This window comes from Thermodesulfatator indicus DSM 15286, assembly GCF_000217795.1.
GTDB lineage: Bacteria > Desulfobacterota > Thermodesulfobacteria > Thermodesulfobacteriales > Thermodesulfatatoraceae > Thermodesulfatator > Thermodesulfatator indicus.
Genome location: NC_015681.1, coordinates 2,078,743 through 2,099,134, shown reverse-complemented (window position 1 = coordinate 2,099,134; position 20,392 = coordinate 2,078,743). Strand labels below are relative to the sequence as shown.

Genomic DNA, 20,392 nt, shown 5'->3' with positions numbered 1-20,392 from the left:
CAAAACAAGGAGATTTTAATTATGACCAATTATCAATGTAAAACTTGCGGTTACATCTATGATCCTGAAAAAGGTGACGTTTTCCATGAGATCCCTCCAGGCACTCCCTTTGAAGATTTACCAAAAGATTGGACTTGCCCTGTTTGTGGTGCTAGCAAAATAGCCTTTCAACCTCTAAACTAAGTCATTTATTATGCGCTCTGGAGCATTAAAAATATTTATACGCTCCGGGCGCGCGTAGCAAATAAGGGTAATACCTGCTTTTTTGGCGATTTCAAGTCCGAGCGACGATGTAGCCGTCCGCGACATAACTATAGGGATTCCAACCCTTGCACATTTTAGAACCATGTCAGAAGTAAGTCTTCCGGTAGTATAGATAGCTCCTTTGGGGCTGGCTTTACCCATCAAAATGGCCCCTACTACTTTGTCCACCGCGTTATGGCGACCAACGTCTTCATAAAAAAGACTAAGTCGTCCATTTTCCCAGTAACCACAGGCATGGACACAATGTGTCCTTAACCCAAGGTCTGACTTTTTTAAAACTTTAAGAATAAATTCGCGCACTTCAGAAAGCTTCATGCGCCATTCAGCTAAGGGAGAAAATTCTTTTTCCAAAAATTCTCGAGAAATTTTGCCTGTCCCTCCACAGCCAGAGGTAACAATGAGATCTTTCCCTTCTATTTTTTCTACATCCGCATAAACAAATATGCTTCCCTTTTCATGGCAAAGCCTTACCTCTTTAAAGACCGTTGGGTTGTCAAAATAACCCTGAGCGAAAAGAAAGCCCACGCCAAATTCTTCAAGTCCGGTGGGAAGAACCATGGAAGAGCCTACCGGCTCTTCGTTTAAATAGATACGATACGGCCTTTCAAGAATAACCTCTTCTTCGCGCTCTTCTTCCGTATTAGGGGATTTTAGTTGGGTACGGTGTTTCAGCGTCAATGTGAGCATAGGCTTATTTTAACTTGATTTGAAGCCCTGTCACCCTAAACATAACTGACTTTAGGCAAATCTTTTATTTATCATTTCGAACCAGTAGTTGGCAAAGTTATTTGATTTAGAGATTTTAGAAATAGATTTCTTTTCGATTAAAACAATCTCTATAGTATAATAATTTTTACTTGAATACAGATATGGCTCTCGTATAATAAGCTTTTTAAAAGTCGTATTTGAGGGAAGTTTGTTTTTTATTTTATCAATAAGTAAAGTTTTGTCACTAATTATTAGTATTTGTTGGTATTTTTTTACTAAGTTATTTAGTTCATCAGTTTCAAGTATAGAGCTTAGGGAACTATTTATTACATAACTATCGAGAAACCAATGTTTCATATTACCTGCAATTAATTTTGAAGGTGTAATGATAATACCTTTTTTAAACCCTGTGTTGGAAATATCTTTGGCAACTTTTTCAAAAGGATAATTAAATCTTACTGGCTTCCACTTATCTGGCATAATTACTCTGACAATATAAACTACAAAAATAATAACCATTAATAACACGACAAAAGAAAAAAATCTATAAATATATTTAGTTTTTAAAAACTTTATTTCTATCTTAGAAGCAAGATAAACTACGATTGGAAATAAAAGAGGCATCAACCATCGTTCTTTATAATGAACGACTCCTACAAATATGGTCAGTAGCATCAATAGAAATATAAGAACTATAAAATAATTAAACAATAATTTTTCTCCCTGGTTTTTAAAGGATTTATAAAAGACTAGCCCAAAAGCCAATAAAAAAATTGCTAAAAAGGAATTAGATCTTTCAATTAAGTTAATAATTCCCAAAAACCTAGCAGATAGACTAAACTCTGGCTTTACTTTATTTAATGTCTCCACTATAACAATATCTGTATGATTTAAAAACCACCATAAATGCGGTAAGCATATAAAAATAACAACAATTATAGCAATTAATATTCTCTTATCTATAAAAAATCTTTTTAGCTTATCATCTAAGAATGATGCGATAAGGATAGAAGAAAGAAAAATAATAAAATTATATTTAGAAAGAAGACCTAGCCCACTAATAACACCTAAAAATACATAATCTTTCCAAGAAAATTGGCTTTTCTGGTATTTTAAGCTCAATAAGTAGTAAATAAAAAAAGAAATTATGCTCATTACCAACACAGAATGTGTCAAATCCCTTTGAGCTTCCCAAGATATCTGAGGAAAAAGAAATATAGCTGCAGCGGAAAGGCTAGCTAAAAGTTTATTATTAGTAATAATTTTTGTACTTTTATAAGTGAAGTAATAAATCAAGAACAATAAAATATTTTTCAAAAAAGCTAATGCAAATAAGTTACAACCAAATATTTTAAAAAATAGCCATTGTATCCAAGTATAAAGAGGTGGCTGACAGTTATATCCTAAAGATAGTTTTTGTGTGAGAATAAATTGTTCTGCTTCATCTAATTCTAAACTATTTGAAATAAAAATTCTTGCCAATATCATTAATAAAAAATAAACAGCTATTACAAAAATAAAATTTTCTTTTAGAGAAATATTCTTAAAAGTATAATTATCGTTTATAGTATAAGAGAAAGTTCTGTCTGCCTTAGATTTCATAAAAATCTCTATCTAACCTCTTAATATTAAACATTGTTCTATTTTTACGGAAAATTTACAAAATTTTAGATCGTTTAATTTGTTCTTAAAATTTCCCTACAAGCATAAGAATGCCTAGTACAATAAAAAGGAAACCTCCTGCCAGGCGAATATATTTAAGGGGAAGGTAATTCTGAATAACGGCTCCGGCCAGCACACCTAAACCGGCTGCTGCTACTAGTGCTGAGGAAGCGGCTAAAAAAATTAAAAACTTGCTCTTATTTTGAGCAGAAAACATAAGAGTAGCAAGTTGTGTCTTATCACCAATTTCTGCCAGAAATATAGTTAAAAAGACTGTTAAAAATAGTTTCATTTTTCTTTCCTTTTAACTATGAAATAGGCTGTGGCTGCTCCCGCTCCAAAAAGGATTAGACGATAAGAAAGTCTTAAAAAGATATTATTTTCTAACAATTTGCGCCAGGACATAAAAAAATCAAAAAGAAGAGGCGGCTAACCGCCTCTTCTTAATTAAACTCCTTTAAACGTAATAGTTTCCATAGCGAATTCATTAAGACCTAACCAGGAGCTAGTTTCCTTTTTAAATTTCTTCCAATCTTCAAATATTTTTCTATAAGTAGCATCCTTAGAGGCAATTTCTTCATACAGATCAAAAGCCTCTTTTTTAGCCGCTTTAATTACATCGTCAGGGAACCTTTCAAGCTTTACACCCTTTTCAAGAAGCCTCTTTAAGGCCGGAGGATTCTTAACATCATATTGAGCCATCATTTTGACGTTAGCAATTCTGGCCGCGGCCCTAAGAACTTCTTGATATTCTTTGGGAAGGTTCTCCCAGGCCTTTTTATTTACCACCAAATGAATAGAAGGCGCAGGCTCCCACCAACCTGGATAATAGTAGTATTTGGCCACTTTGTAGAAACCCAATTTTTCGTCATCGTAAGGGCCAACCCATTCAGTAGCATCTAAAGCCCCTCTTTCAAGAGCAGGGTATATATCTCCTCCAGCGAGTACTTGTACACTAACGCCCAATCTAGCCATAACTTTTCCGCCTAGTCCGGGAATCCTCATTCTAAGTCCTTTAAGGTCTTTTAAAGATCTGATGGGCTTTCTATACCAGCCTCCCATTTGGGCTCCTGTATTACCGGCGGGAAAGGTTATCAAATTAAAATCACTGGCCAAAGAATTAATAAGTTTGTTACCATTTCCTTGATGCAGCCAAGCCTCTTGTTGTCTATAAATTAAACCAAAAGGAACCGCCGTTCCAAAAGCAAAAGCAGGGTGTTTTCCAATGTAATAATAAAGGGTTGTATGTCCTGCCTGGATAGCGCCTTCCTGAACAGCATCAAATACTTTTAAACCAGGAACTAATTCCCCGGCAGCGTAAATACGAATGTCAAACATTCCGTCAGTCATTTCTCGGACGAGATCACAAATTGTTTTGCCTCCTCCATAAATAACATCTACGGCTTTAGGGAAACTGGAGGCCATACGCCATCTTATACGCTTTTTGGCATGAACATTAATCGGTTTGATTAGGCTGCCTGCTGCTGTACCCGCTAAGGCTATTCCAGCCATCTTTAAAAAATCCCTTCTTTCCATCGCAACCTCCCTTTTTATAGTAATTTTTACATTTAAGCTTTTGTAGAGTAAAAAATTAAATCAATTTTATCAATCTTTAATCTCACAAATTAATTAGAAGTTAAAGGGCTAGATCTATCAAAAAAATTTAGTCTAAAAGCCCTTGCTTTAGTCTTGAAACATTTTTAAAAAGGTTGGTCTATGAATAAAGAAAAGCTGTTCTTAGAAGATTGTAAAAGGCTATTAAAAGATCGTCTTCTTACCGAAGAAAAAGAAACCATTGTCTATTCCTACGATGCCACCCCTGGGCTTACTGGGGAAACACCTATTGGGGTAGCTTTTCCTAAAAGCACTGAAGAAGTACGTGAACTGGTCAAATTTGCTCTGGAATACGATATCCCTTTATATCCCCGAGGGGCTGGCACCTCTGTTAGTGGAGGCCCCGTTCCCAAAAAAAAGGGATTAGTTGTTTCTTTTCAGCAGATGAATCAAATTCTTGAAATCGATCCCGATAACATGACCGCCCTGGTAGAACCAGGAGTAGTTGTGGCTCACCTGGATAAGGAAGCATCTAAGTTTGGTCTCATGTATCCTCCGGACCCAGGCTCTGTAGCCGTGGCCACCATTGGGGGCACGGTGGCAGAAAATGCTGGGGGATTAAGGGGGCTTAAATACGGCGTTACTAAAGATTATGTAATGGGTATGGAGCTAGTTTTACCTAATGCCGAAATTTTCCGTTTTGGCGGCAAATGTGTTAAAAACGTTACGGGGTACAATTTTTCTGGATTTTTTGTAGGCTCAGAAGGAACTATAGGTCTCTTTACCCAAATACTTTTAAAACTGATACCTGCTCCCAAATACAAAAAAACTTTTTTGGCTACCTTTGATTCATTAAAAAACGCAGGAGAAGTAATAGCCAATATTATACGGGCTCGTATAATTCCTGCCACTTTAGAAATTATGGATAACTTCACTATTAAAGCAGTTGAAAACTATCTAAAAATCAATTTACCAACCGAAAAAGAAGCACTTTTATTAATAGAACTTGATGGAATGGGAAAAGATCAGATAGAAGAAGAGGCTCAAATTATCCAGGAAATTATTAAAAAATTTAATGGAGACTATTCTATAGCTAAAGACGAAAAAGAAAGAGAAAAGTTATGGCAGGCTAGAAGAGCAGCCTTTCCTGCCTTAGCTAGGCTAAAACCAGCTGTTTTTATTGAAGATGTAGCTGTTCCTAGAACAAAAATTGTAAAGATGTTAGTTGGTATCCAAGAAATTTCTAAAAAATATAATCTTCCCATCGCCACGGTAGGTCATGCCGGAGATGGAAATGTTCATCCCATGATTTTAATAGACCCACAAGAAGAAAAAGATTTGGAAGAATTAGACAAAGTTCTTCACGAAATTGTAGAAAAAGCTCTCTCTTTAAAAGGAACAATTACTGGAGAACACGGAATAGGTATAGCTAAAAAGAAATACATTCTTAAAGAACTCGGCCATCAAGGAATAAAAGTAATGCGCATGATAAAAAATTCTTTTGATTCTAAAAACATAATAAATCCAGAAAAAATAGTATAAATGTTACCCGAAGAGATCAAACAAAAACTTCTTAGATGTATCAAATGTGGAAATTGTATGGCCGTGTGTCCTGTTTTTTATGCTGAATTAAAAGAGAGCGCTGTAGCTAGAGGGAAAATATTTCTTTCTAATCTTTTTCTAGAAAAAGACGAAATTGACAATAAAACATTAGATATTATCTATAACTGTCTAATATGTCTTTCTTGTGTAGAAGTTTGCCCGTCTAATGTTGGCTTTGGAAAAACAGCTATTGCTATAAGACACTTAATTTCAGAAAGAAAGAGTTTTCCTCTTATTAAAAAAGGCATGTTTTTTGGCCTTAAAAATCCAGGTTTATTAAAAACAGGTTTAAAGCTTCTTAATAAGTTTACTCCTTTATTTTTTGACGAAAAAGAACAAGTCTTAACAAGCAAACTTAAAAAAGACGCCTTTATGCCTAAGTTTCCTTCTAAAGATTTAAGAAGTATGGCTTCTAATTTTATAAAAAAACATTCTCAAGATTATCTGTTTTTTACAGGTTGTTCTTTAAACTTTTTCTATCCGTCTATAGGGGAAGCTGTTCTTAAGATATTCGAAATAAATGGAATTGATATTGTTTTACCAGAAGAACATATCTGTTGTGGAACTCCTATGATGGTTCACGGTGAACTTAAAACTGCTAAAGAATTAGCCATGAAAAATTTAGAACTTTTTGAAAAATACAATCCTAAACATATTGTTACTGCCTGTGCCTCATGCACTAATACTTTAAAAAATGAGTACTTATTTTTATTTAAAGATGATTCAGAAAAATTAAAGCTAGCTGAAAAATGGAGCAAAAAAATCATAGAGTTTTCACAGTTTCTTAGTAGTAATCAAAATTTGAAAGAATTTTCAAAAAAACTTTCTTATAAAGTTACTTATCATGATCCTTGTCATCTCAAAAAGGGCCTTAAAATCTATCAAGAACCTAGAAAAATCTTGAATCAAATTAGGGGAATAAGTTTTATAGAGATGGAAAACGCTGATTTCTGTTGTGGAAATGGAGGAAGTTACTATTTATTTTATCCTGATGTTTCCTTTAAGATCTTAGAAAAGAAAGTTTCCTCTATTGAAAATTCTGGGGCTAATATAGTAGTAACTACGTGTCCTGCATGTATATTACAGCTATCAGAAGGAACCATTAAGTTTAATAAAACTTATAAAGTTAAACATTTAGCAGAAATTGTTTTAGAAGCTTACGGGAGCTAAGATAAAAAAATGAAAAAGATAGCAAACTTTATAGACAAAATAACTTCTGCTACTGGTTACATATTAAACTATATTTGTCTTATAATGATTTTATTAGGTTTTACAAATGCTATCTTGAGAAAACTTTCTCAATATTTTGGTGTTAATTTAACTTCTAATATGTACTTTGAAATGCAATGGTATCTTTTTGCTTTGATTTTTGCTTATGGTTTTTCTTATGCACTACTACATAAAGAACATGTAAAAATAGATATTTTTTATAATCGTTTTTCTAAAAAAACTCAAAAAAGAATAGATTTTTTGGCTGGAATATTCTTTTTTATTCCTGTTTCTCTCTTATTATGCTATTTGACTTATCCTATGGTTTTAAAATCTTGGGTAATTAAAGAAAGCTCTCCTGATCCTAATGGTCTGCCTAGATATCCGTTAAAAATAGCCGTTCTTTTGGGGCTCTTTTTGTTAGTTCTTCAAAGTATTAGTGAAACCATTAAATCCTGGTATTCCTTGCGGGGGGAAGATGTCTCCTGAAACTATCTTGGTTCCTTTAATGTTTGTTACTTTAATTGTTTTCCTTTTATTAGGTATTCCTGTAGCTTTTGCCCTTTCTGGAACAGCTCTTTTATTTTCATTATTAGGTATAAAATTTGGTTTATTTAGTTTTGATCTTTTGTATGCCCTCCCCGAAAGATTAATGGGAATTGCTGAAAATTATATCCTGTTGGCCATACCTTTTTTCATTTTCATGGGAAGCATATTAGAACGTTCGGGACTTGCTGAAGATCTTCTAGAAACCATGGGGCAGGCTTTTGGTTCTTTAAGAGGAGGACTCGCTATAAGTGTTGTTGTTGTAGGAACACTTTTGGCTGCCGCTACAGGGATTGTTGGCGCTACTGTTATTACCATGGGCCTTATTTCTCTGCCTGCAATGTTAAGACATGGATATTCTAAAAAGTTAGCCTGCGGTGTAATAGCCGCTTCAGGTACCTTAGGACAGATAATACCTCCTTCTATTGTTTTAATTGTTTTAGCTGACCAATTAGGAGTTTCTGTAGGCGATATGTTTCTTGCCGCTATAATTCCAGGTTTAATTCTTTCGGGGTTTTATGTTCTTTATGTCTTTTTGGTTTCTTTATTTAAGCCTGAAATAGCTCCAGCTATTCCTAAGGAAAAAAATGTATCTACAGTTGCTTTTATTAAAAAAGTGTTAAAAGTGGTTTTCCCTCCTTTGTTTTTAATAGCTGTAGTATTGGGTAGTATTTTTGCAGGCTGGGCCACTCCAACCGAAGCTGGAGCCTTTGGGGCAGTAGGAGCTATGGTACTTGCCTGGTTTTCGGGTCGATTAACAAGAAAGACCCTTGAAGAATGTCTTACAAGTACAGTAAAACTTTCCTCTATGGTTTTATTTATCTTGGTAGGCGCTACTTTTTTTACTTTAGTTTTTAGAGGGCTTTATGGAGATTTTGTTATCGAAGATCTTCTTACTCATCTTCCTGGCAAAGAATACGGATTTCTTTTAACGGTGAATCTAGTTGTTTTTATATTAGGATTCTTCTTGGATTTTTTTGAAATAGTCTTTATAGTTGTACCTTTAGTAGCCCCTGTAGCCGAAAGGCTATTATCTCCTATTTTTTCTGACTTTTCAGAACCATCAAGAATAGCTTTAGTATGGTTTGGTATTATTATTTCTATGAATCTGCAAACATCCTTTCTCACCCCTCCTCTTGGTTTTTCTCTGTTTTATCTAAAAGGTGTTAGCCCACCTGAGGTAACTACCGCAGATATCTATAAAGGTGTGGTACCTTTCATATTGATTCAAATAATAGCTTTGGCTTCGATTATTTTTTTCCCTGAAATATCAGTTGGAATCTTAAAATAAGATTTTAATCTTGTCTGAAGTCTAAAAAACACTTTAAAATACCAATGAGGTGACAAATTACACAGCCATGGTGAGCTAAGCTAAACAATATTGTTCCGAGCACTTGAGATCGCCGCGGCTACTACGTCGCCTAGCCAGATACTTTGTCGGGTAAAAACGCTTTGGTTAATAGAAGAGATGAAGTGGATAAAATTTTTTCTAATTCCTATTAGCTTTTTCCTTATAGGCGCTATGATTTGGGCGTCTAAAGGAAAAGGCAATATGACTCTAACTTCTTCCTTCACAGATAAAGGGCGTATTCCCCTGAAATACGTAATGCCTGCTGCTGGTGGCCAAAATATTTCTCCGCCTCTTAAGTGGGAAGGAGCACCTTCTCAAACCAAATCTTTTGCTTTGCTTTGCGTTGACCTTCACCCTATAGCCAATCATTGGGTTCATTGGATGGTCATAAATATTCCGAAAAACGTCAATTTTTTACCAGAAGGGGCTTCCCGGCATAAAATGCCTAAAGGCTCTAAAGAACTTAAAAACTCTTTTGGCTTTATTGGTTATGGTGGGCCTCAACCTCCCCCAGGTACAGGAGAACATCCCTATGTGTTTACCATTTTTGCCCTTGATGTAGCCCGAATAGACTTACCAGAAGATGCCAGCCTTGAAATGTTTAGCCAAACTATAAAAAAACACGTGCTAGCCCAAGCCAATTTAACAGGTTACTTTAGCCGCTAAAAGTCTTCAGGGTCTTCGGCTTCAATGTCAAGCATAGCTTTTAAGTGTACGGCCACACAGGTGGGAAGTATTTCTAGATTATAGCCACCTTCAAGGACTGAAATCACCGGAAAATCAAACTCCTCCCTCCAAGAGCGGACAATCTCGCTAACTTCAGCAAACCCAGCGGTGGTAACATTAAGATAGGCCATATCGTCGTCTTGATGGGCATCAAAACCAGCCGCTATAATCAACCCGTCTGGCTTGAATTCTTTTACTACTGGTTCTATCTGTTCTATAAACGCATCTACAAATTGAACATCACCACTATCTAAAGGTAGAGGAATATTCAAAGTGTAGCCTTCCCCTCGGCCTCTTCCCCTTTCTTCAGCCAGCCCTGTACCTGGGAAACTAAAACGAGGGTTTTCGTGAATACTTATATAAAATACTTGATCATCTTCGTAAAAAATATTTTGTATCCCGTTTCCGTGATGTGCATCCCAATCTATAATCATGATGCGGCGGCCGTACTTTTTCTGCCAATAACGAGCCGCTATAGCTATGTTGTTGAGAAAACAAAAACCGAGGGCCGTATAGCTTTCAGCGTGGTGCCCCGGAGGCCTTACCGGGCAAAAAATAAATTTCTCACCTTTTTCTACCAATTCTACCGCGTCTATCACCGCCCCAGCGGCTAAAAAGGCGATTTCGTAAGTATCATAACAAATTTCGTTTTCCTTACCGCAAATAAAAGAACGGCCTCGCAAACAAGCCTCTTCAAATCTGAGGAGATAATTAATGTCATGGACTTCTTTAACCCACTCAAGCGGAGCAGGATCGGGCTCAAAAAACTCTACGATTTGGCCAAGGATACCTTCTTTTAGCCTCTGTATAATAACTTCAAGCCGTTTAGGATTTTCAGGATGTTGGGGACTGGTGCGGTGATATTTAAATTCTGGCGAATAAACAACAGGGAGTCTTTTAAGCAATTTCTTTTACCACCCTTATGACATCTTCTTCGCGACTTTGAATTCTAAAGCCCAATTTTTCAGCTAATTTTTGCATTCTAACATTTTCAGTAAGAATTTCCATATATACTTTCTTGATACCTAATTGTTTGGCTACTTGAAGCATAGTATTGCAGAGGAGCCAACCTAAGCCTTTGCCTTGACAATTGTCAGCTACAAGAAGAGCCATTTCCGCACTTTCTTCATCAGGTAAACGTAAAAGATTTATCATTCCAATAATACGTAGCTTGCCATCTTCTTTAACTTCTGCCACTAGGTTGAGTTCTCGGTCGTAGTCTACGTGACACATTCTAGCCAGCTCTTCATGTGTGATCTGGTTCCGTGGCTGCATAAAGCGAAGCCTCAAAGTCTCTCCACTTAAAGAAGAAAACATCTCGGCAAGAAGGGGTTCATCCTCAGGCTTGATGGGTCTAATATTTACTTCTGAGCCATCTTTCAAGCAAACGTTAAAGACAAATTGATTAGGATATGGACAAATAGCCAAGTGGGCCGGGCAATGATAAGTCCGAGTTTCTTTACGTGGTAAAAAGGCAAAGTCTTCAAGATAAATCTTGGCTCCTGAGACGACATAGCCGTTTTTACCAAACCAAACTGGATTTAATTCAATTTCTTTTATTTCCGGAAAATCAACTATTAGAAGAGAAAAAAGAACTAAAAGTTTTTCAAGGGGGACAGGTGAATATTTTTTTTCTTCAGTCAAAAATTTATAAATTTTAGTCCGTTCCAATACGCGCAAGGCAAGCGTTTGATTAAGAGGTGGAAGTCCCAGGGCGATGTCTTTTTCAGCTTTGAGAGCCGGCCCACCGAAACCAAAGGATATTATGGAACCAAAATGGGAGTCTTTAAACATACCAACGGACAAAGGATAAACTTCAGCCTCGGATTCGGGCAATTCTTTAGAAACTTTAATACCGTATGTCTCTAAGATTGCGAAAGATTCTTCCTGGTTAAGGATGAAGCGGTCTTCTAGGGCTGCTTTTTCAATAATCTTGCGTACTTTTTTCTGGTCGGGGAAGAAATTTTCGAGCAAAGATCCAGGAGTTTCAAAAAGTAGCTTTAGTAGATGGTCATAACGATACATATAAAGAAAGCTTTTGACCGTTTCTACAGGAGTAATAAAGTTAGGTATATTATGTTCACTCAGGAGCTGACGGCCAGCTTCCACCCTTTCTTCACCCATGAATGAGGCCAAAACCGGCTTATAACGAACTTGCTGATGGGCCTTAATAATTGCCCAGGCCAACTCCTCTACGTTAATGCCAAACTCTGGAGTATGAAGTACTATAACGCCGTCAACCTGAGGGTCCCTTAAACAGGCGAGAATAGCTTTGTGATAAGCCGAAGGGGGGGCATAAGATAGAAGATCCACCGGGTTTTTGAGGCGTTCTTCAGGAAGGATTTCCTTCAAAGCTTCTTTAGTTTTGGGGCTTAATTCGGCCAAATCACCGTTGTTGGCTCGAAGGGCATCAACAGCAATTCCTGCTGCCCCTCCGGCATTGGTAACAATAGCTAACCTTTTACCCTTAGGACGAGGTTGTTTGGCAAGACTTTCAGCTACATGGAATAACTCTAGCAATTCATCTACTTCAACTACACCTGCTCGACGGAAGGCTGCGGAATAGACCCAATCCCTCTTAATAATTTGAGCCATGTCAGTGTAACGTTCCCCGTCAAAAGAGACAAAACGGCCGCTTTTAACCACCATTATAGGTTTGGCTCGGCTAAAGGCTCTGGCCGCCCTAATAAATTTTCGGCCAGATTTTACATCTCTTATAAAGACAATGAGGGCCCTGGTATGGAAATCAATACCGAGGTAGTCTATCATGTCTGATAAGTCGATATCGACTTTATCTCCCAAAGAAGTGAAAAAGCTAAAGCCTACTCTTTTTTTCTCTGCCCAATCTAAGATAGCTGAAGCCAGAGTAGAACTATCACTTATAAAAGCTAAATTGCCCGGTTCAAATTTATTAGGCACCACTGAAGCGTAAAGTTTTAAGTGTGGCCGCAAGAAACCAAGGGTGTTAGGCCCCAAAATACGAATATTGTGTTTAACAACGTAACCGTAGAGCTGGGACAAGGCCACTTCGGGATTTTTCATTTGAGCTACAAAATCTCTGGCAAGGATAATAACTCCCTTTACCTTCTTTTTGACGCAATCATTTAGATTGTCCCATAAGTTTTCTACTGGGCCGGCAATAATGGCCAAATCAACTGGCGAAGGAACAGCAGTTAAAGAAGGATAAGGAACGAGGCCACAAATTTCTTCCTGAGCTTTGTTCACTAAAAAAACATCTCCTCGAAATCCCCGCCAAACAAGGTTACGTAATAAAAGTTCGCTTGGAGAAGCATCTCCTGGGATGACATCTACCACCGCTATAGACTTGGGTTTAAATACATGGTCGAGATTATAAATAGACATAAATCAACCTCTTTGAGTTTTTATTTCCTTTATGCAAAATTTTGGCCGGAAGTAAATCTTAAACTTTTTTATATCGAGTTATTTATCTTTTTTATTTGGCTAAATCAGGGCTAAAGTTTAACATAAATCAAAAAATTCTAGCAGAAAAAGTTACAAAAATTATAAAAAATCAGTTTTGGACATTCTTATGAAATATTTTGTTAAAGGCCAAATATGGGTTTCCACTGAAGAAGGTAAACCTTTTTTGGGGCCTGGCAGAGTAGCCCTTTTACGAAAGATACATGAACTGGGTTCTATAAGAGCAGCCGCCAAAGCCCTTGGTATGTCTTACCGTAGGGCCTGGCGCCATGTAGAATCCCTGAACCAAAATGCCCCTAAACCTTTAATAAACACATCTACTGGAGGCAAAGGCGGAGGAGGAGCTACCCTTACAGAAACCGGAATTGCTATTTTAAAGCTGTTCGAAAATCTAGAAGAAGACTTTGATTTATTTTTAGAAAAAAAGAGCCAAATCTTCCAAAAAAATTTAACAAAATTGTTTAAATAGAATGCTCATTTAACAAGTCTTTCATTTTCTTAGTAGCCATCGTTATATCAGTAGCTCCCATAATGGCTGACACTAATGCTATGCCGCAGACCCCTGTTTTTAAAACTTCCAAAACATTTTCGTGATTTATTCCCCCAATGGCTACCACCGGAATTTTTACCGAAGCTACTATCTTTTTTAGACCGTCAAGACCCAAGACCTGAGCCTCACTTTTAGTCTCCGTAGGAAAAACTGCTCCTGCTCCCAGATAATCTGCTCCTTCTTGTTCCGCTTTAAGGGCCTCTTCCAAGCTATAGACCGAAGCCCCGACAATCAAATGTGGGGCTATCTTCTTGGCAAGGCTTACAGGTAGGTCATCTGGCCCCAGCTGAACGCCATCAGCGTTTACCGCCAAGGCTACATCCAGGTGGTCATTAACAAAGAATAAGGCCCCGTAATCACGGGTAAGCTCTCTTAACTTTTTGGCAACTTCTAATATCTCTCTGGTAGAAACATTTTTTAGGCGCAACTGAATGGCCGTAGCTCCCCCCTCAAGGGCCGCTTTTACTGACTCTATCTCTGGCGCAAGTTTTCTATCTGTTAACACATAAAGTCTTAGCTTTTCTTTAAAAGACAAGGGCCTTAACCTCCATCTTTTCTTTGAGTAAATCTGGATTTAGGCGATATAGCCAATCATAAAGACGCACGTGAAAACTCCCGGGATATAGGGCCTCTTCATAGGCCTTTTCTGCGGCTACTCCAAAAACGGTAAGGGCACTAACCGTGGCGGTTAAAGGCTCGGTTACCGCACAAAAAGCACCGATTAGAGAAGTGGCCATACAACCTGTGCCGGTTACCTTTCCGAGAAGAGATACTCCGTTTTTAATGGCGTAAAGCTCTTTACCATCACTTACATAGTCAGTAGCCCCGGTGACCGCCACCACCAGATTAAAGCGTTTGGTAGCCTTAATGGCTATCACCTGAGCTGTTTCTTCTTTGTATTCTGAAGTATCTACACCACGGGTCTTCCCTTCTTCACCTAAAAGAGCGGCTATTTCACCTAAATTACCGCGCAAAACAGATATCTTTCCAGCCTCAAGGAGTTTTAAGGCTACTTGCGTTCTAAGCTTAGTGGCTCCGGCACCCACAGGGTCTAAAACTATAGGTTTTCCAAATTCTGTGGCAATTTTCACCGCCTTTTCCATGCTTGCTATCCATGAACGATCAAGGGTGCCGATGTTAATAACCAGGGCATCAGCAATCTTTAGCATGTCTTCAAGTTCTTCTTCGGCGTGGGCCATAACCGGAGAAGCCCCTATAGCCAGTAACGCGTTAGCCGTAACGTTCATTACCACCAAATTGGTAATGTTTTGCACAAGCGGCCTTTTTTTTCTTAAATTTTCTAATGTTTTAGGTATGTTTTCTAACATGCTTCCTCCTTAAGTCTTTCTGCTAACCCTAATTCTTCTATCACTTTAACTGTTCCTTTAGGTACAAGGTTTTTCCAGGCCTCATCCCTTGCTTTTATGAGGTTTCTAACTTCTGTAGCCGTTATGCCCTTTTCTTCAATGGGTTTTTCCCAGAGCACTTCTACTTTGAGGCCTTTTTGTCTGAAAAGTGTAAGTTTTTTGCGACCCCAGTCATCATAAATGGTCAAATAAAATACAGCGTTAAGAGGAACATAATATTCCCAAAGCTCTGGAAAGTTTATGGGGAAAAGGACTATAGAGAATTTTTTTGGATTAAACCTCTCTTCTAACAGGCTTGCCCTTATCATCAGATACCTTTCAAAATAGGTAAAAGGGTTGGCTTCTTTGGAACTCCTTTTAGGGTCGGCCGGGTCAAACTTAGTTCTTTCAGGGTCAGGGTTGGTTATGCCTACGACTAAATGTTCACATCTCTCAGCGGCCGCTTTTACGTATTTTAAATGATCCAAGTGGAAAATCTGAAATCTTCCGTGAACTACACCAAATCTCGGTTTCATAGCTACACCTTAAAAATTTTTGTTTTCTTAGGAAAGTATGGCCTGGGAACTTTACCATAACAAAGGCCGCCTAAAACAGCTGTTTCCAGAAAATTGAGTATCAGATACATAAAATCTTTGGCCTCAATTCGGCCTAAAGCCCCTTCAGCACAGGCTATTTCTGAAAATTCGTTTACCTTATCTTGCCAGAGGCCAGCTCCGTAAATGAGAATGGGTACAGGCTCACCACCATGCACCAGCGGGCCACTTGATGGCGTAGCGTGGTCTGAGGTGACCACAAGAAGGTTTTCTGGAGAAGTAAGCCAGTCTAAATTTTCACCGATAACCGCGTCTAACGCTTCAATGACCTGCTTTTTCAAAACAGGATCTTTTCGGTGGGCGGCCTCGTCAGGGCCTTTATGATGCACGTGAATAAAAGAAAACCCATCTGAAAGTTCTCGCAGACGCTTTAGGCGCCAGGAAAACTCTTCAGCAACATTTCCTATTTCTTTAGCTTTTTCTACGTGAAATCCGAGATATTTTCCTATTCCCCAATAAATAACTCCCGAAGAAATAGTAGCGGCAGAAAGTCCCCAGCGTTCAGGAAAGGGTTCAACCTTACCCATCATCCCGGCCCGGTGGGTGATTAAAAAATTTAAAGGAGGAAGCCCCTTTTGGCGCCGTTTTTCATTCACAGGATGTTTTTCAAGGGTACGCCATACCTGAATAAGATAATCTTTTAAGGCTCTGACAGTTTTCAAAGTATTGGTTTCTGAACAAAGGGGTTCTATCTCAAAAACAGGGGCATTTTTCTTTAAAGGATCAATATCAGAAAAATGAGACGAAACCTTTCCTTTTAGTAACAAGACTCCTCTGACACCAGAGATGGGTTTAAAGCTTATTTCTATTTCTTCTGTTGAAACTCTAGGAATGGCCGAAAATATAGCTTCTTTTTCCTCATCTGTGATATTGAATTTATCTTCAAGAATATATAACCCACCATTTTTAACTTCTACACTTACCAGACGAGCAAGGACTGCTACCTCCCCAGGCGTAAGATCTATACCCGCTCCCAAGGCCTCTAATGGACCTCGCCCGGGAAATTCTTTTCCGTAGCCAAAGATAGCAAAATGAGCGATTTCGCTTGGAAGGGGAACTCCAGGACGAGCCGCATGCATAAGCCCACAAAGCCCTTTTTTAGCCAGATAATCGAGATTTGGCGTATCAGCCGCCTGAAGAGGCGTTTTATTATCCAGTACGGAATGGGCCCGATCCGCCAGACCATCTAGCAATAGAAGAATACATCTACGTAAGGACATAATTAGATTTGAGGTTTTTCCAGCAACTATTATAAAAATAACCTTCTCTGTCAATTACTTTGGAGGTCTATTTGGTATAGGAGAGAAGTTAGTAATAGGTGGCTTTATATGTTTTATAGACTACAACTATAAAATTTTGGTGGAGATGGGGGGATTCGAACCCCCGACCTCCACGTTGCGAACGTGGCGCTCTCCCAACTGAGCTACATCCCCAACCAAAGAAAAAATTAAAAGACTGGGGTAAAATGTCAACTAAGCTTCGTTGCCTGCGGTAGCCTTTTTAGCGTTGAGTTTTGCTGCTAAACGAGAAATTTTCCTCGCAGCGGTATGATGATGTAAAACCCCTTTTGATACCGCTCGCTGAATCATGCTCTGGGCTTTAATGAATGCTTTTTCTGCTTCTTCAATGGTTCCCGTTTGTAAAGCCATTAAAAACTTTTTCACTTCAGTTTTTACCCTGCTTCTAATTGCTTTGTTGCGCATCCGGCGCTTAAGACTTTGACGTAATGCTTTAGCTGCTGATCTATGCTGAGGCAAGACTATCCCTCCTTTTTTATTTTGCAGCGCGCTATATAATACGTTTTCTAAAAAGTGTCAATTAGCAATAGTTCCAATATTACCATCAACCAAAAGACTTGTCCCAAAATAAGTGCTTTCTAAAAAAGGTACTCCCTGGGGAGCCCTGGCAAAACCGCCCTGTCTAAAACAAGAAAACAAAAAATGTTTAAGCTCTTTTAAATAAATAGGGTTTTCGTCAAATTTTTTCAAAAAGAAAAAAGCATAATAAGTGTTCTCTAAAAAAGAAGTTGTGCCAGGAAAAAATCCAAAACCGCCGTCAGGGTTCTGGGCTTTTTTAACATAATCGATAAAATCTCTTGCTTTTTCTGGAGCTAGCTCAGCCAAAAAATAAAGCTCTTTAACTGTGGGGCTTGATAAAGCAAGTTGAATTTCAATATCTCTTTTCCCCAAGAATTTTAGATAATAAATTTCTTCTAAATCAGGATTTTGTGAAACTATAATATTTTTAGGATCATAATTTTTCCCAAGCCACGTTAAACACCTTTTTAGAAAAAAACTTAGACGAGGAGATAAAGGTATTTCTATATATTTTTCCAGAAAAATTATAGTTTTAGACAATTTAGAAAAACAAACTTCAAGTTTTCTTAATGTTGCTAAAGAAAAATAAGTGTCTTCAAGGGTAGCAGGAAGATAAGGAGTAGCGGCAAAACCACCGTTTTCTTTTTGGCGCGTCAGACAAAAATTGATAATACTTTGTTTGTAATCCATGACATCTAACTTAATTCTTAATATAAAAATTGGCACCTCTGGCTGGAACTATCCTCACTGGCGCGGAGTTTTTTATCCTGAAAAACTAGCTAAAAGAAAATGGCTTTCTTTTTACACCGAATACTTTGATACGGTTGAGGTTAACGCTACCTTTTACGGCACGCCTAAAGAAAGAACCTTTAGACGCTGGTATGAGGAAACTCCTCAGGGATTCATATTTGCCATTAAGGCTAATCGTTATATAACCCATGTAAGGCGTTTGCGAAATGTAGAAGATCCTCTCAAACGATTTTATGAGGCTATAAAGCCCTTAAAAGAGAAAATTGGGCCTATTCTTTTCCAGTTTCCCCCGAGTTTGCAATATGACCGTGAACTCATAAAGAACTTCTTAAAACACCTTGATTTGTCGTATCAAACAACAATAGAAGTCAGACATGCCTCTTTCCAACAGGAAGAATTTTACGAACTCCTCTCACGGTATAACATAGCCCTTTGTTTTTCTGATACTGCTGGGCGCTATCCGTCTCTGGTGGAAGTTCTTACAGCTGACTTCGTTTATCTACGGCTTCATGGCTCGCGTGTGCTATACCGCTCGTGTTATACCGAAGGAGAATTAGTTAGTTGGGCTGAAAAACTTAAGGCCTGGGGCAAACCTGGTTATATTTATTTTGATAATGATTCTTTGGGCTGGGCCGTACCCAATGCATTAAGACTTAAAGAACTTTTAGGCCAACCAGCTAAAAAGCTTCCAGAGGAGGCTTTGGCTATTTTAAAAACAAGACCTTTAGATTAAACTTGTGGTATGACTTCTTTAAGAGAAATAGCCAGCCGTATTGAAGAGCTTTTGCCTAGGCCTGTTCGTCTCATGGAAGTGTGTGGTACACACACAGTAAACATATTCCGTTATGGCCTAAAAAGTCTTTTCTCTGAAAAACTAACCCTTATTTCTGGTCCAGGCTGCCCGGTGTGTGTAACCCCTCAGGAAGAGATAGATTATCTCATCGCTGTAGCTAGGCGAGATGACGTAATTCTAGCCACTTTTGGAGACATGATTCGCGTTCCAGGAAGCAGTGGCTCTTTAAAAGAAGCCAGGGCCCGCGGTGCGAATGTAAAAATTATTTACTCTCCGCTTGACGCGGTAAAATTGGCCAAAGAGAACCCTTCTCACAAGGTAGTCTTAGCGGCGGTAGGTTTTGAGACCACCGCTCCAGCTGTGGCCATTGCCGTGCTAGAGGCCTACAAAGAAAAGCTAACTAACTTTTTGGTGGCCGTAAGTCATCGCACCATGCCTGAGGCCATGAGAGCACTTTTAGGTTCAGGCGAGCTTGCTCTAGATGGCCTGATACTTCCAGGTCATGTTTCCACCATAACTGGAGCTAGCTATTTTGAATTTGTAGCTAAAGAATTCGGGCTTCCCGCGGTGGTAGCCGGCTTTGAAGCCCAACAGATTATGCGCGGCATATATCTTCTGGCCAAACAAATTGCCGAAGGTCGGGCTGAAGTAGAAATTGCTTATCGTGAGGCCGTTACCTGGGAAGGTAATCCTATGGGCAAAAATCTTATCAGACAGGTCTTTGAACCCTGTGATGTTGCCTGGCGTGGGCTTGGCCTTATTCCCCAAAGTGGTTTACGCTTGAAAGAAAAATACGCCGCCTTTGACGCCCATAAGAATCTTCCCGTTGAGCTACCACCTGCCAAAGAAGCACCAGGCTGCCTCTGTGGCGAGATAATTTGTGGAAGGGCTACCCCGCCTGAATGTAAGCTCTTTGCCAAAGTCTGCACCCCTGAGACTCCTAAGGGCCCTTGTATGGTCTCAAGTGAGGGCACCTGCGCCGCCTGGTACGCTTATGGTGATTAATCCAGGCCATTTTTTAACTAAGATTCCCGCTTAACCTTACAACCGCGCTTTTTACCTTCACTTTTCACCTTCAATGGTCAAGTAGGATTTAGGAAAACCTTTTAAAGGCGGGGTATCCGCCCCGCCTTTAAAAGGAGGAGGTAGAAAAAAACTTTGGAAAATCCAGAATAAAAGATAATACAATTTTAGTTGACGTGAACAGGAAAAATATTTTAAATCATAATTTACTTTGATGGCTTCGGGTGCCCAGATACGGGGTAAACGGGAAGTCCGGTGAAAGTCCGGCGCTGGCCCGCAACCGTAACCGGGGACGAAAGCCGCTAGACCCACTAGGGCGACAGGCCACTGGGGCTTAAGGCCAAAAGGCCGAAGGCCCTGGGAAGGCGCGGTGAGTAGGATGATCCGGAAGCCGGGAGACCGGCCCGAAGCCTTTTAAGGAAGCGGAGCTTCGGGG

Annotated in this window: 21 protein-coding genes, 1 tRNA gene and 1 riboswitch; of the genes, 9 read left to right on the top strand and 13 right to left on the bottom strand. The window is 38.8% G+C overall.

Going from position 1 to position 20,392, the window contains the following annotated elements:
- Positions 1-21 precede the first annotated feature (21 nt).
- Positions 22-183, top strand: coding sequence for a rubredoxin (locus tag THEIN_RS10370; RefSeq protein WP_013908620.1), 162 nt, complete (start codon positions 22-24; stop codon positions 181-183).
- On the opposite strand, the gene fdhD is transcribed toward THEIN_RS10370, so the two are convergent.
- The 4 genes from fdhD to THEIN_RS10350 all read right to left on the bottom strand — a co-directional run bounded on the left by fdhD (position 175) and on the right by THEIN_RS10350 (position 4,170).
- Positions 175-951, bottom strand: coding sequence for a formate dehydrogenase accessory sulfurtransferase FdhD (gene fdhD, locus THEIN_RS10365; protein WP_013908619.1), 777 nt, complete (start codon positions 949-951; stop codon positions 175-177). The two genes, THEIN_RS10370 and fdhD, sit on opposite strands and share 9 nt — an antisense overlap.
- A 51-nt stretch (positions 952-1,002) precedes the next feature.
- On the bottom strand, positions 1,003-2,574 hold the full coding sequence (locus THEIN_RS10360; RefSeq protein ID WP_013908618.1) for an ArnT family glycosyltransferase: 1,572 nt from the start codon (positions 2,572-2,574) through the stop codon (positions 1,003-1,005).
- Between the two features lie 85 nt (positions 2,575-2,659).
- A complete protein-coding gene (locus THEIN_RS10355) occupies positions 2,660-2,926 on the bottom strand; it encodes a TMEM165/GDT1 family protein (protein ID WP_013908617.1) in 267 nt (88 codons plus the stop codon).
- 155 nt (positions 2,927-3,081) lie between these two features.
- On the bottom strand, positions 3,082-4,170 hold the full coding sequence (locus tag THEIN_RS10350; RefSeq protein WP_013908616.1) for a TRAP transporter substrate-binding protein: 1,089 nt from the start codon (positions 4,168-4,170) through the stop codon (positions 3,082-3,084).
- Between the two features lie 180 nt (positions 4,171-4,350).
- Between THEIN_RS10350 and THEIN_RS10345 the strand changes: the two genes are divergently transcribed.
- The 5 genes from THEIN_RS10345 (at position 4,351) to THEIN_RS10325 (ending at position 9,562) form a co-directional block, all read left to right on the top strand.
- Entirely contained in the window at positions 4,351-5,730 is a 1,380-nt protein-coding gene (locus tag THEIN_RS10345) for an FAD-binding oxidoreductase (protein WP_013908615.1), read from the top strand.
- Positions 5,731-6,960, top strand: coding sequence for a (Fe-S)-binding protein (locus THEIN_RS10340; RefSeq protein WP_013908614.1), 1,230 nt, complete (start codon positions 5,731-5,733; stop codon positions 6,958-6,960).
- A 9-nt stretch (positions 6,961-6,969) separates the two neighbouring features.
- The gene (locus THEIN_RS10335; RefSeq protein WP_013908613.1) at positions 6,970-7,488 is read left to right on the top strand and encodes a TRAP transporter small permease subunit; all 519 of its coding nucleotides are present in this window, start codon (positions 6,970-6,972) and stop codon (positions 7,486-7,488) included.
- A complete protein-coding gene (locus THEIN_RS10330) occupies positions 7,478-8,836 on the top strand; it encodes a TRAP transporter large permease (protein WP_013908612.1) in 1,359 nt (452 codons plus the stop codon). The genes THEIN_RS10335 and THEIN_RS10330 overlap by 11 nt, the downstream gene beginning before the upstream one ends.
- 231 nt (positions 8,837-9,067) lie before the next feature.
- Positions 9,068-9,562 carry a YbhB/YbcL family Raf kinase inhibitor-like protein gene (locus THEIN_RS10325; protein ID WP_217125047.1) on the top strand — a complete coding sequence of 165 codons (495 nt, stop codon included), beginning with the start codon at positions 9,068-9,070 and terminating at the stop codon, positions 9,560-9,562.
- On the opposite strand, the gene THEIN_RS10320 is transcribed toward THEIN_RS10325, so the two are convergent.
- A complete protein-coding gene (locus THEIN_RS10320) occupies positions 9,559-10,527 on the bottom strand; it encodes a histone deacetylase family protein (RefSeq protein WP_013908610.1) in 969 nt (322 codons plus the stop codon). The two genes, THEIN_RS10325 and THEIN_RS10320, sit on opposite strands and share 4 nt — an antisense overlap.
- Positions 10,520-12,985 carry a bifunctional acetate--CoA ligase family protein/GNAT family N-acetyltransferase gene (locus THEIN_RS10315; RefSeq protein ID WP_013908609.1) on the bottom strand — a complete coding sequence of 822 codons (2,466 nt, stop codon included), beginning with the start codon at positions 12,983-12,985 and terminating at the stop codon, positions 10,520-10,522. Before THEIN_RS10315 ends, THEIN_RS10320 begins: the two co-directional genes overlap by 8 nt.
- 187 nt (positions 12,986-13,172) lie before the next feature.
- On the opposite strand from THEIN_RS10315, the gene THEIN_RS10310 reads away from it, so the two are divergent.
- Positions 13,173-13,532 carry a winged helix-turn-helix domain-containing protein gene (locus tag THEIN_RS10310; RefSeq protein WP_013908608.1) on the top strand — a complete coding sequence of 120 codons (360 nt, stop codon included), beginning with the start codon at positions 13,173-13,175 and terminating at the stop codon, positions 13,530-13,532.
- On the opposite strand, the gene thiE is transcribed toward THEIN_RS10310, so the two are convergent.
- The 7 genes from thiE to THEIN_RS10275 all read right to left on the bottom strand — a co-directional run bounded on the left by thiE (position 13,525) and on the right by THEIN_RS10275 (position 18,080).
- Positions 13,525-14,148: a thiamine phosphate synthase gene (thiE, locus tag THEIN_RS10305; RefSeq protein ID WP_013908607.1), complete on the bottom strand. Its 624-nt coding sequence runs from the start codon at positions 14,146-14,148 to the stop codon at positions 13,525-13,527. The genes THEIN_RS10310 and thiE overlap by 8 nt on opposite strands.
- Complete coding sequence (gene thiM / locus THEIN_RS10300) at positions 14,138-14,941, bottom strand: hydroxyethylthiazole kinase (RefSeq protein ID WP_013908606.1); 804 nt, start codon at positions 14,939-14,941, stop codon at positions 14,138-14,140. Before thiM ends, thiE begins: the two co-directional genes overlap by 11 nt.
- Complete coding sequence (locus tag THEIN_RS10295; protein WP_013908605.1) at positions 14,935-15,495, bottom strand: adenylyltransferase/cytidyltransferase family protein; 561 nt, start codon at positions 15,493-15,495, stop codon at positions 14,935-14,937. The genes thiM and THEIN_RS10295 overlap by 7 nt, the downstream gene beginning before the upstream one ends.
- A 2-nt stretch (positions 15,496-15,497) precedes the next feature.
- The gene (locus THEIN_RS10290) at positions 15,498-16,793 is read right to left on the bottom strand and encodes a BPG-independent phosphoglycerate mutase family protein (protein ID WP_013908604.1); all 1,296 of its coding nucleotides are present in this window, start codon (positions 16,791-16,793) and stop codon (positions 15,498-15,500) included.
- A 137-nt stretch (positions 16,794-16,930) separates the two neighbouring features.
- A tRNA-Ala gene (locus THEIN_RS10285) sits at positions 16,931-17,006 on the bottom strand.
- Positions 17,007-17,045: 39 nt separating this feature from the next.
- A complete protein-coding gene (gene rpsT / locus THEIN_RS10280) occupies positions 17,046-17,330 on the bottom strand; it encodes a 30S ribosomal protein S20 (protein WP_013908603.1) in 285 nt (94 codons plus the stop codon).
- Positions 17,331-17,387: 57 nt separating this feature from the next.
- Positions 17,388-18,080: a prenyltransferase/squalene oxidase repeat-containing protein gene (locus THEIN_RS10275; RefSeq protein ID WP_041434712.1), complete on the bottom strand. Its 693-nt coding sequence runs from the start codon at positions 18,078-18,080 to the stop codon at positions 17,388-17,390.
- Between THEIN_RS10275 and THEIN_RS10270 the strand changes: the two genes are divergently transcribed.
- Positions 18,079-18,873 (top strand): DUF72 domain-containing protein, encoded by a 795-nt coding sequence (locus THEIN_RS10270; RefSeq protein WP_013908601.1) that lies wholly within the window; start codon positions 18,079-18,081, stop codon positions 18,871-18,873. The two genes, THEIN_RS10275 and THEIN_RS10270, sit on opposite strands and share 2 nt — an antisense overlap.
- 9 nt (positions 18,874-18,882) lie before the next feature.
- Positions 18,883-19,938, top strand: coding sequence for a hydrogenase formation protein HypD (gene hypD, locus THEIN_RS10265; protein WP_013908600.1), 1,056 nt, complete (start codon positions 18,883-18,885; stop codon positions 19,936-19,938).
- A 223-nt stretch (positions 19,939-20,161) separates the two neighbouring features.
- Positions 20,162-20,378: riboswitch (cobalamin riboswitch) on the top strand.
- The last annotated feature ends 14 nt before the right edge of the window (positions 20,379-20,392 follow it).

What these genes read in the sequence shown, in the direction of transcription:
- THEIN_RS10315 (WP_013908609.1), bottom strand. Translation starts at nt 12,985, where the DNA reads ATGTCTATTTATAATCTCGACCATGTATTTAAACCCAAGTCTATAGCG.
- THEIN_RS10355 (WP_013908617.1), bottom strand. Translation starts at nt 2,926, where the DNA reads ATGAAACTATTTTTAACAGTCTTTTTAACTATATTTCTGGCAGAAATT.
- THEIN_RS10350 (WP_013908616.1), bottom strand. Translation starts at nt 4,170, where the DNA reads ATGGAAAGAAGGGATTTTTTAAAGATGGCTGGAATAGCCTTAGCGGGT.
- fdhD (WP_013908619.1), bottom strand. Translation starts at nt 951, where the DNA reads ATGCTCACATTGACGCTGAAACACCGTACCCAACTAAAATCCCCTAAT.
- THEIN_RS10295 (WP_013908605.1), bottom strand. Translation starts at nt 15,495, where the DNA reads ATGAAACCGAGATTTGGTGTAGTTCACGGAAGATTTCAGATTTTCCAC.
- THEIN_RS10345 (WP_013908615.1), top strand. Translation starts at nt 4,351, where the DNA reads ATGAATAAAGAAAAGCTGTTCTTAGAAGATTGTAAAAGGCTATTAAAA.
- THEIN_RS10335 (WP_013908613.1), top strand. Translation starts at nt 6,970, where the DNA reads ATGAAAAAGATAGCAAACTTTATAGACAAAATAACTTCTGCTACTGGT.
- THEIN_RS10275 (WP_041434712.1), bottom strand. Translation starts at nt 18,080, where the DNA reads ATGGATTACAAACAAAGTATTATCAATTTTTGTCTGACGCGCCAAAAA.
- THEIN_RS10290 (WP_013908604.1), bottom strand. Translation starts at nt 16,793, where the DNA reads ATGTCCTTACGTAGATGTATTCTTCTATTGCTAGATGGTCTGGCGGAT.
- THEIN_RS10370 (WP_013908620.1), top strand. Translation starts at nt 22, where the DNA reads ATGACCAATTATCAATGTAAAACTTGCGGTTACATCTATGATCCTGAA.
- THEIN_RS10310 (WP_013908608.1), top strand. Translation starts at nt 13,173, where the DNA reads ATGAAATATTTTGTTAAAGGCCAAATATGGGTTTCCACTGAAGAAGGT.
- THEIN_RS10330 (WP_013908612.1), top strand. Translation starts at nt 7,478, where the DNA reads ATGTCTCCTGAAACTATCTTGGTTCCTTTAATGTTTGTTACTTTAATT.
- THEIN_RS10325 (WP_217125047.1), top strand. Translation starts at nt 9,068, where the DNA reads ATGATTTGGGCGTCTAAAGGAAAAGGCAATATGACTCTAACTTCTTCC.
- hypD (WP_013908600.1), top strand. Translation starts at nt 18,883, where the DNA reads ATGACTTCTTTAAGAGAAATAGCCAGCCGTATTGAAGAGCTTTTGCCT.
- THEIN_RS10270 (WP_013908601.1), top strand. Translation starts at nt 18,079, where the DNA reads ATGACATCTAACTTAATTCTTAATATAAAAATTGGCACCTCTGGCTGG.
- thiM (WP_013908606.1), bottom strand. Translation starts at nt 14,941, where the DNA reads ATGTTAGAAAACATACCTAAAACATTAGAAAATTTAAGAAAAAAAAGG.
- THEIN_RS10340 (WP_013908614.1), top strand. Translation starts at nt 5,731, where the DNA reads ATGTTACCCGAAGAGATCAAACAAAAACTTCTTAGATGTATCAAATGT.
- THEIN_RS10360 (WP_013908618.1), bottom strand. Translation starts at nt 2,574, where the DNA reads ATGAAATCTAAGGCAGACAGAACTTTCTCTTATACTATAAACGATAAT.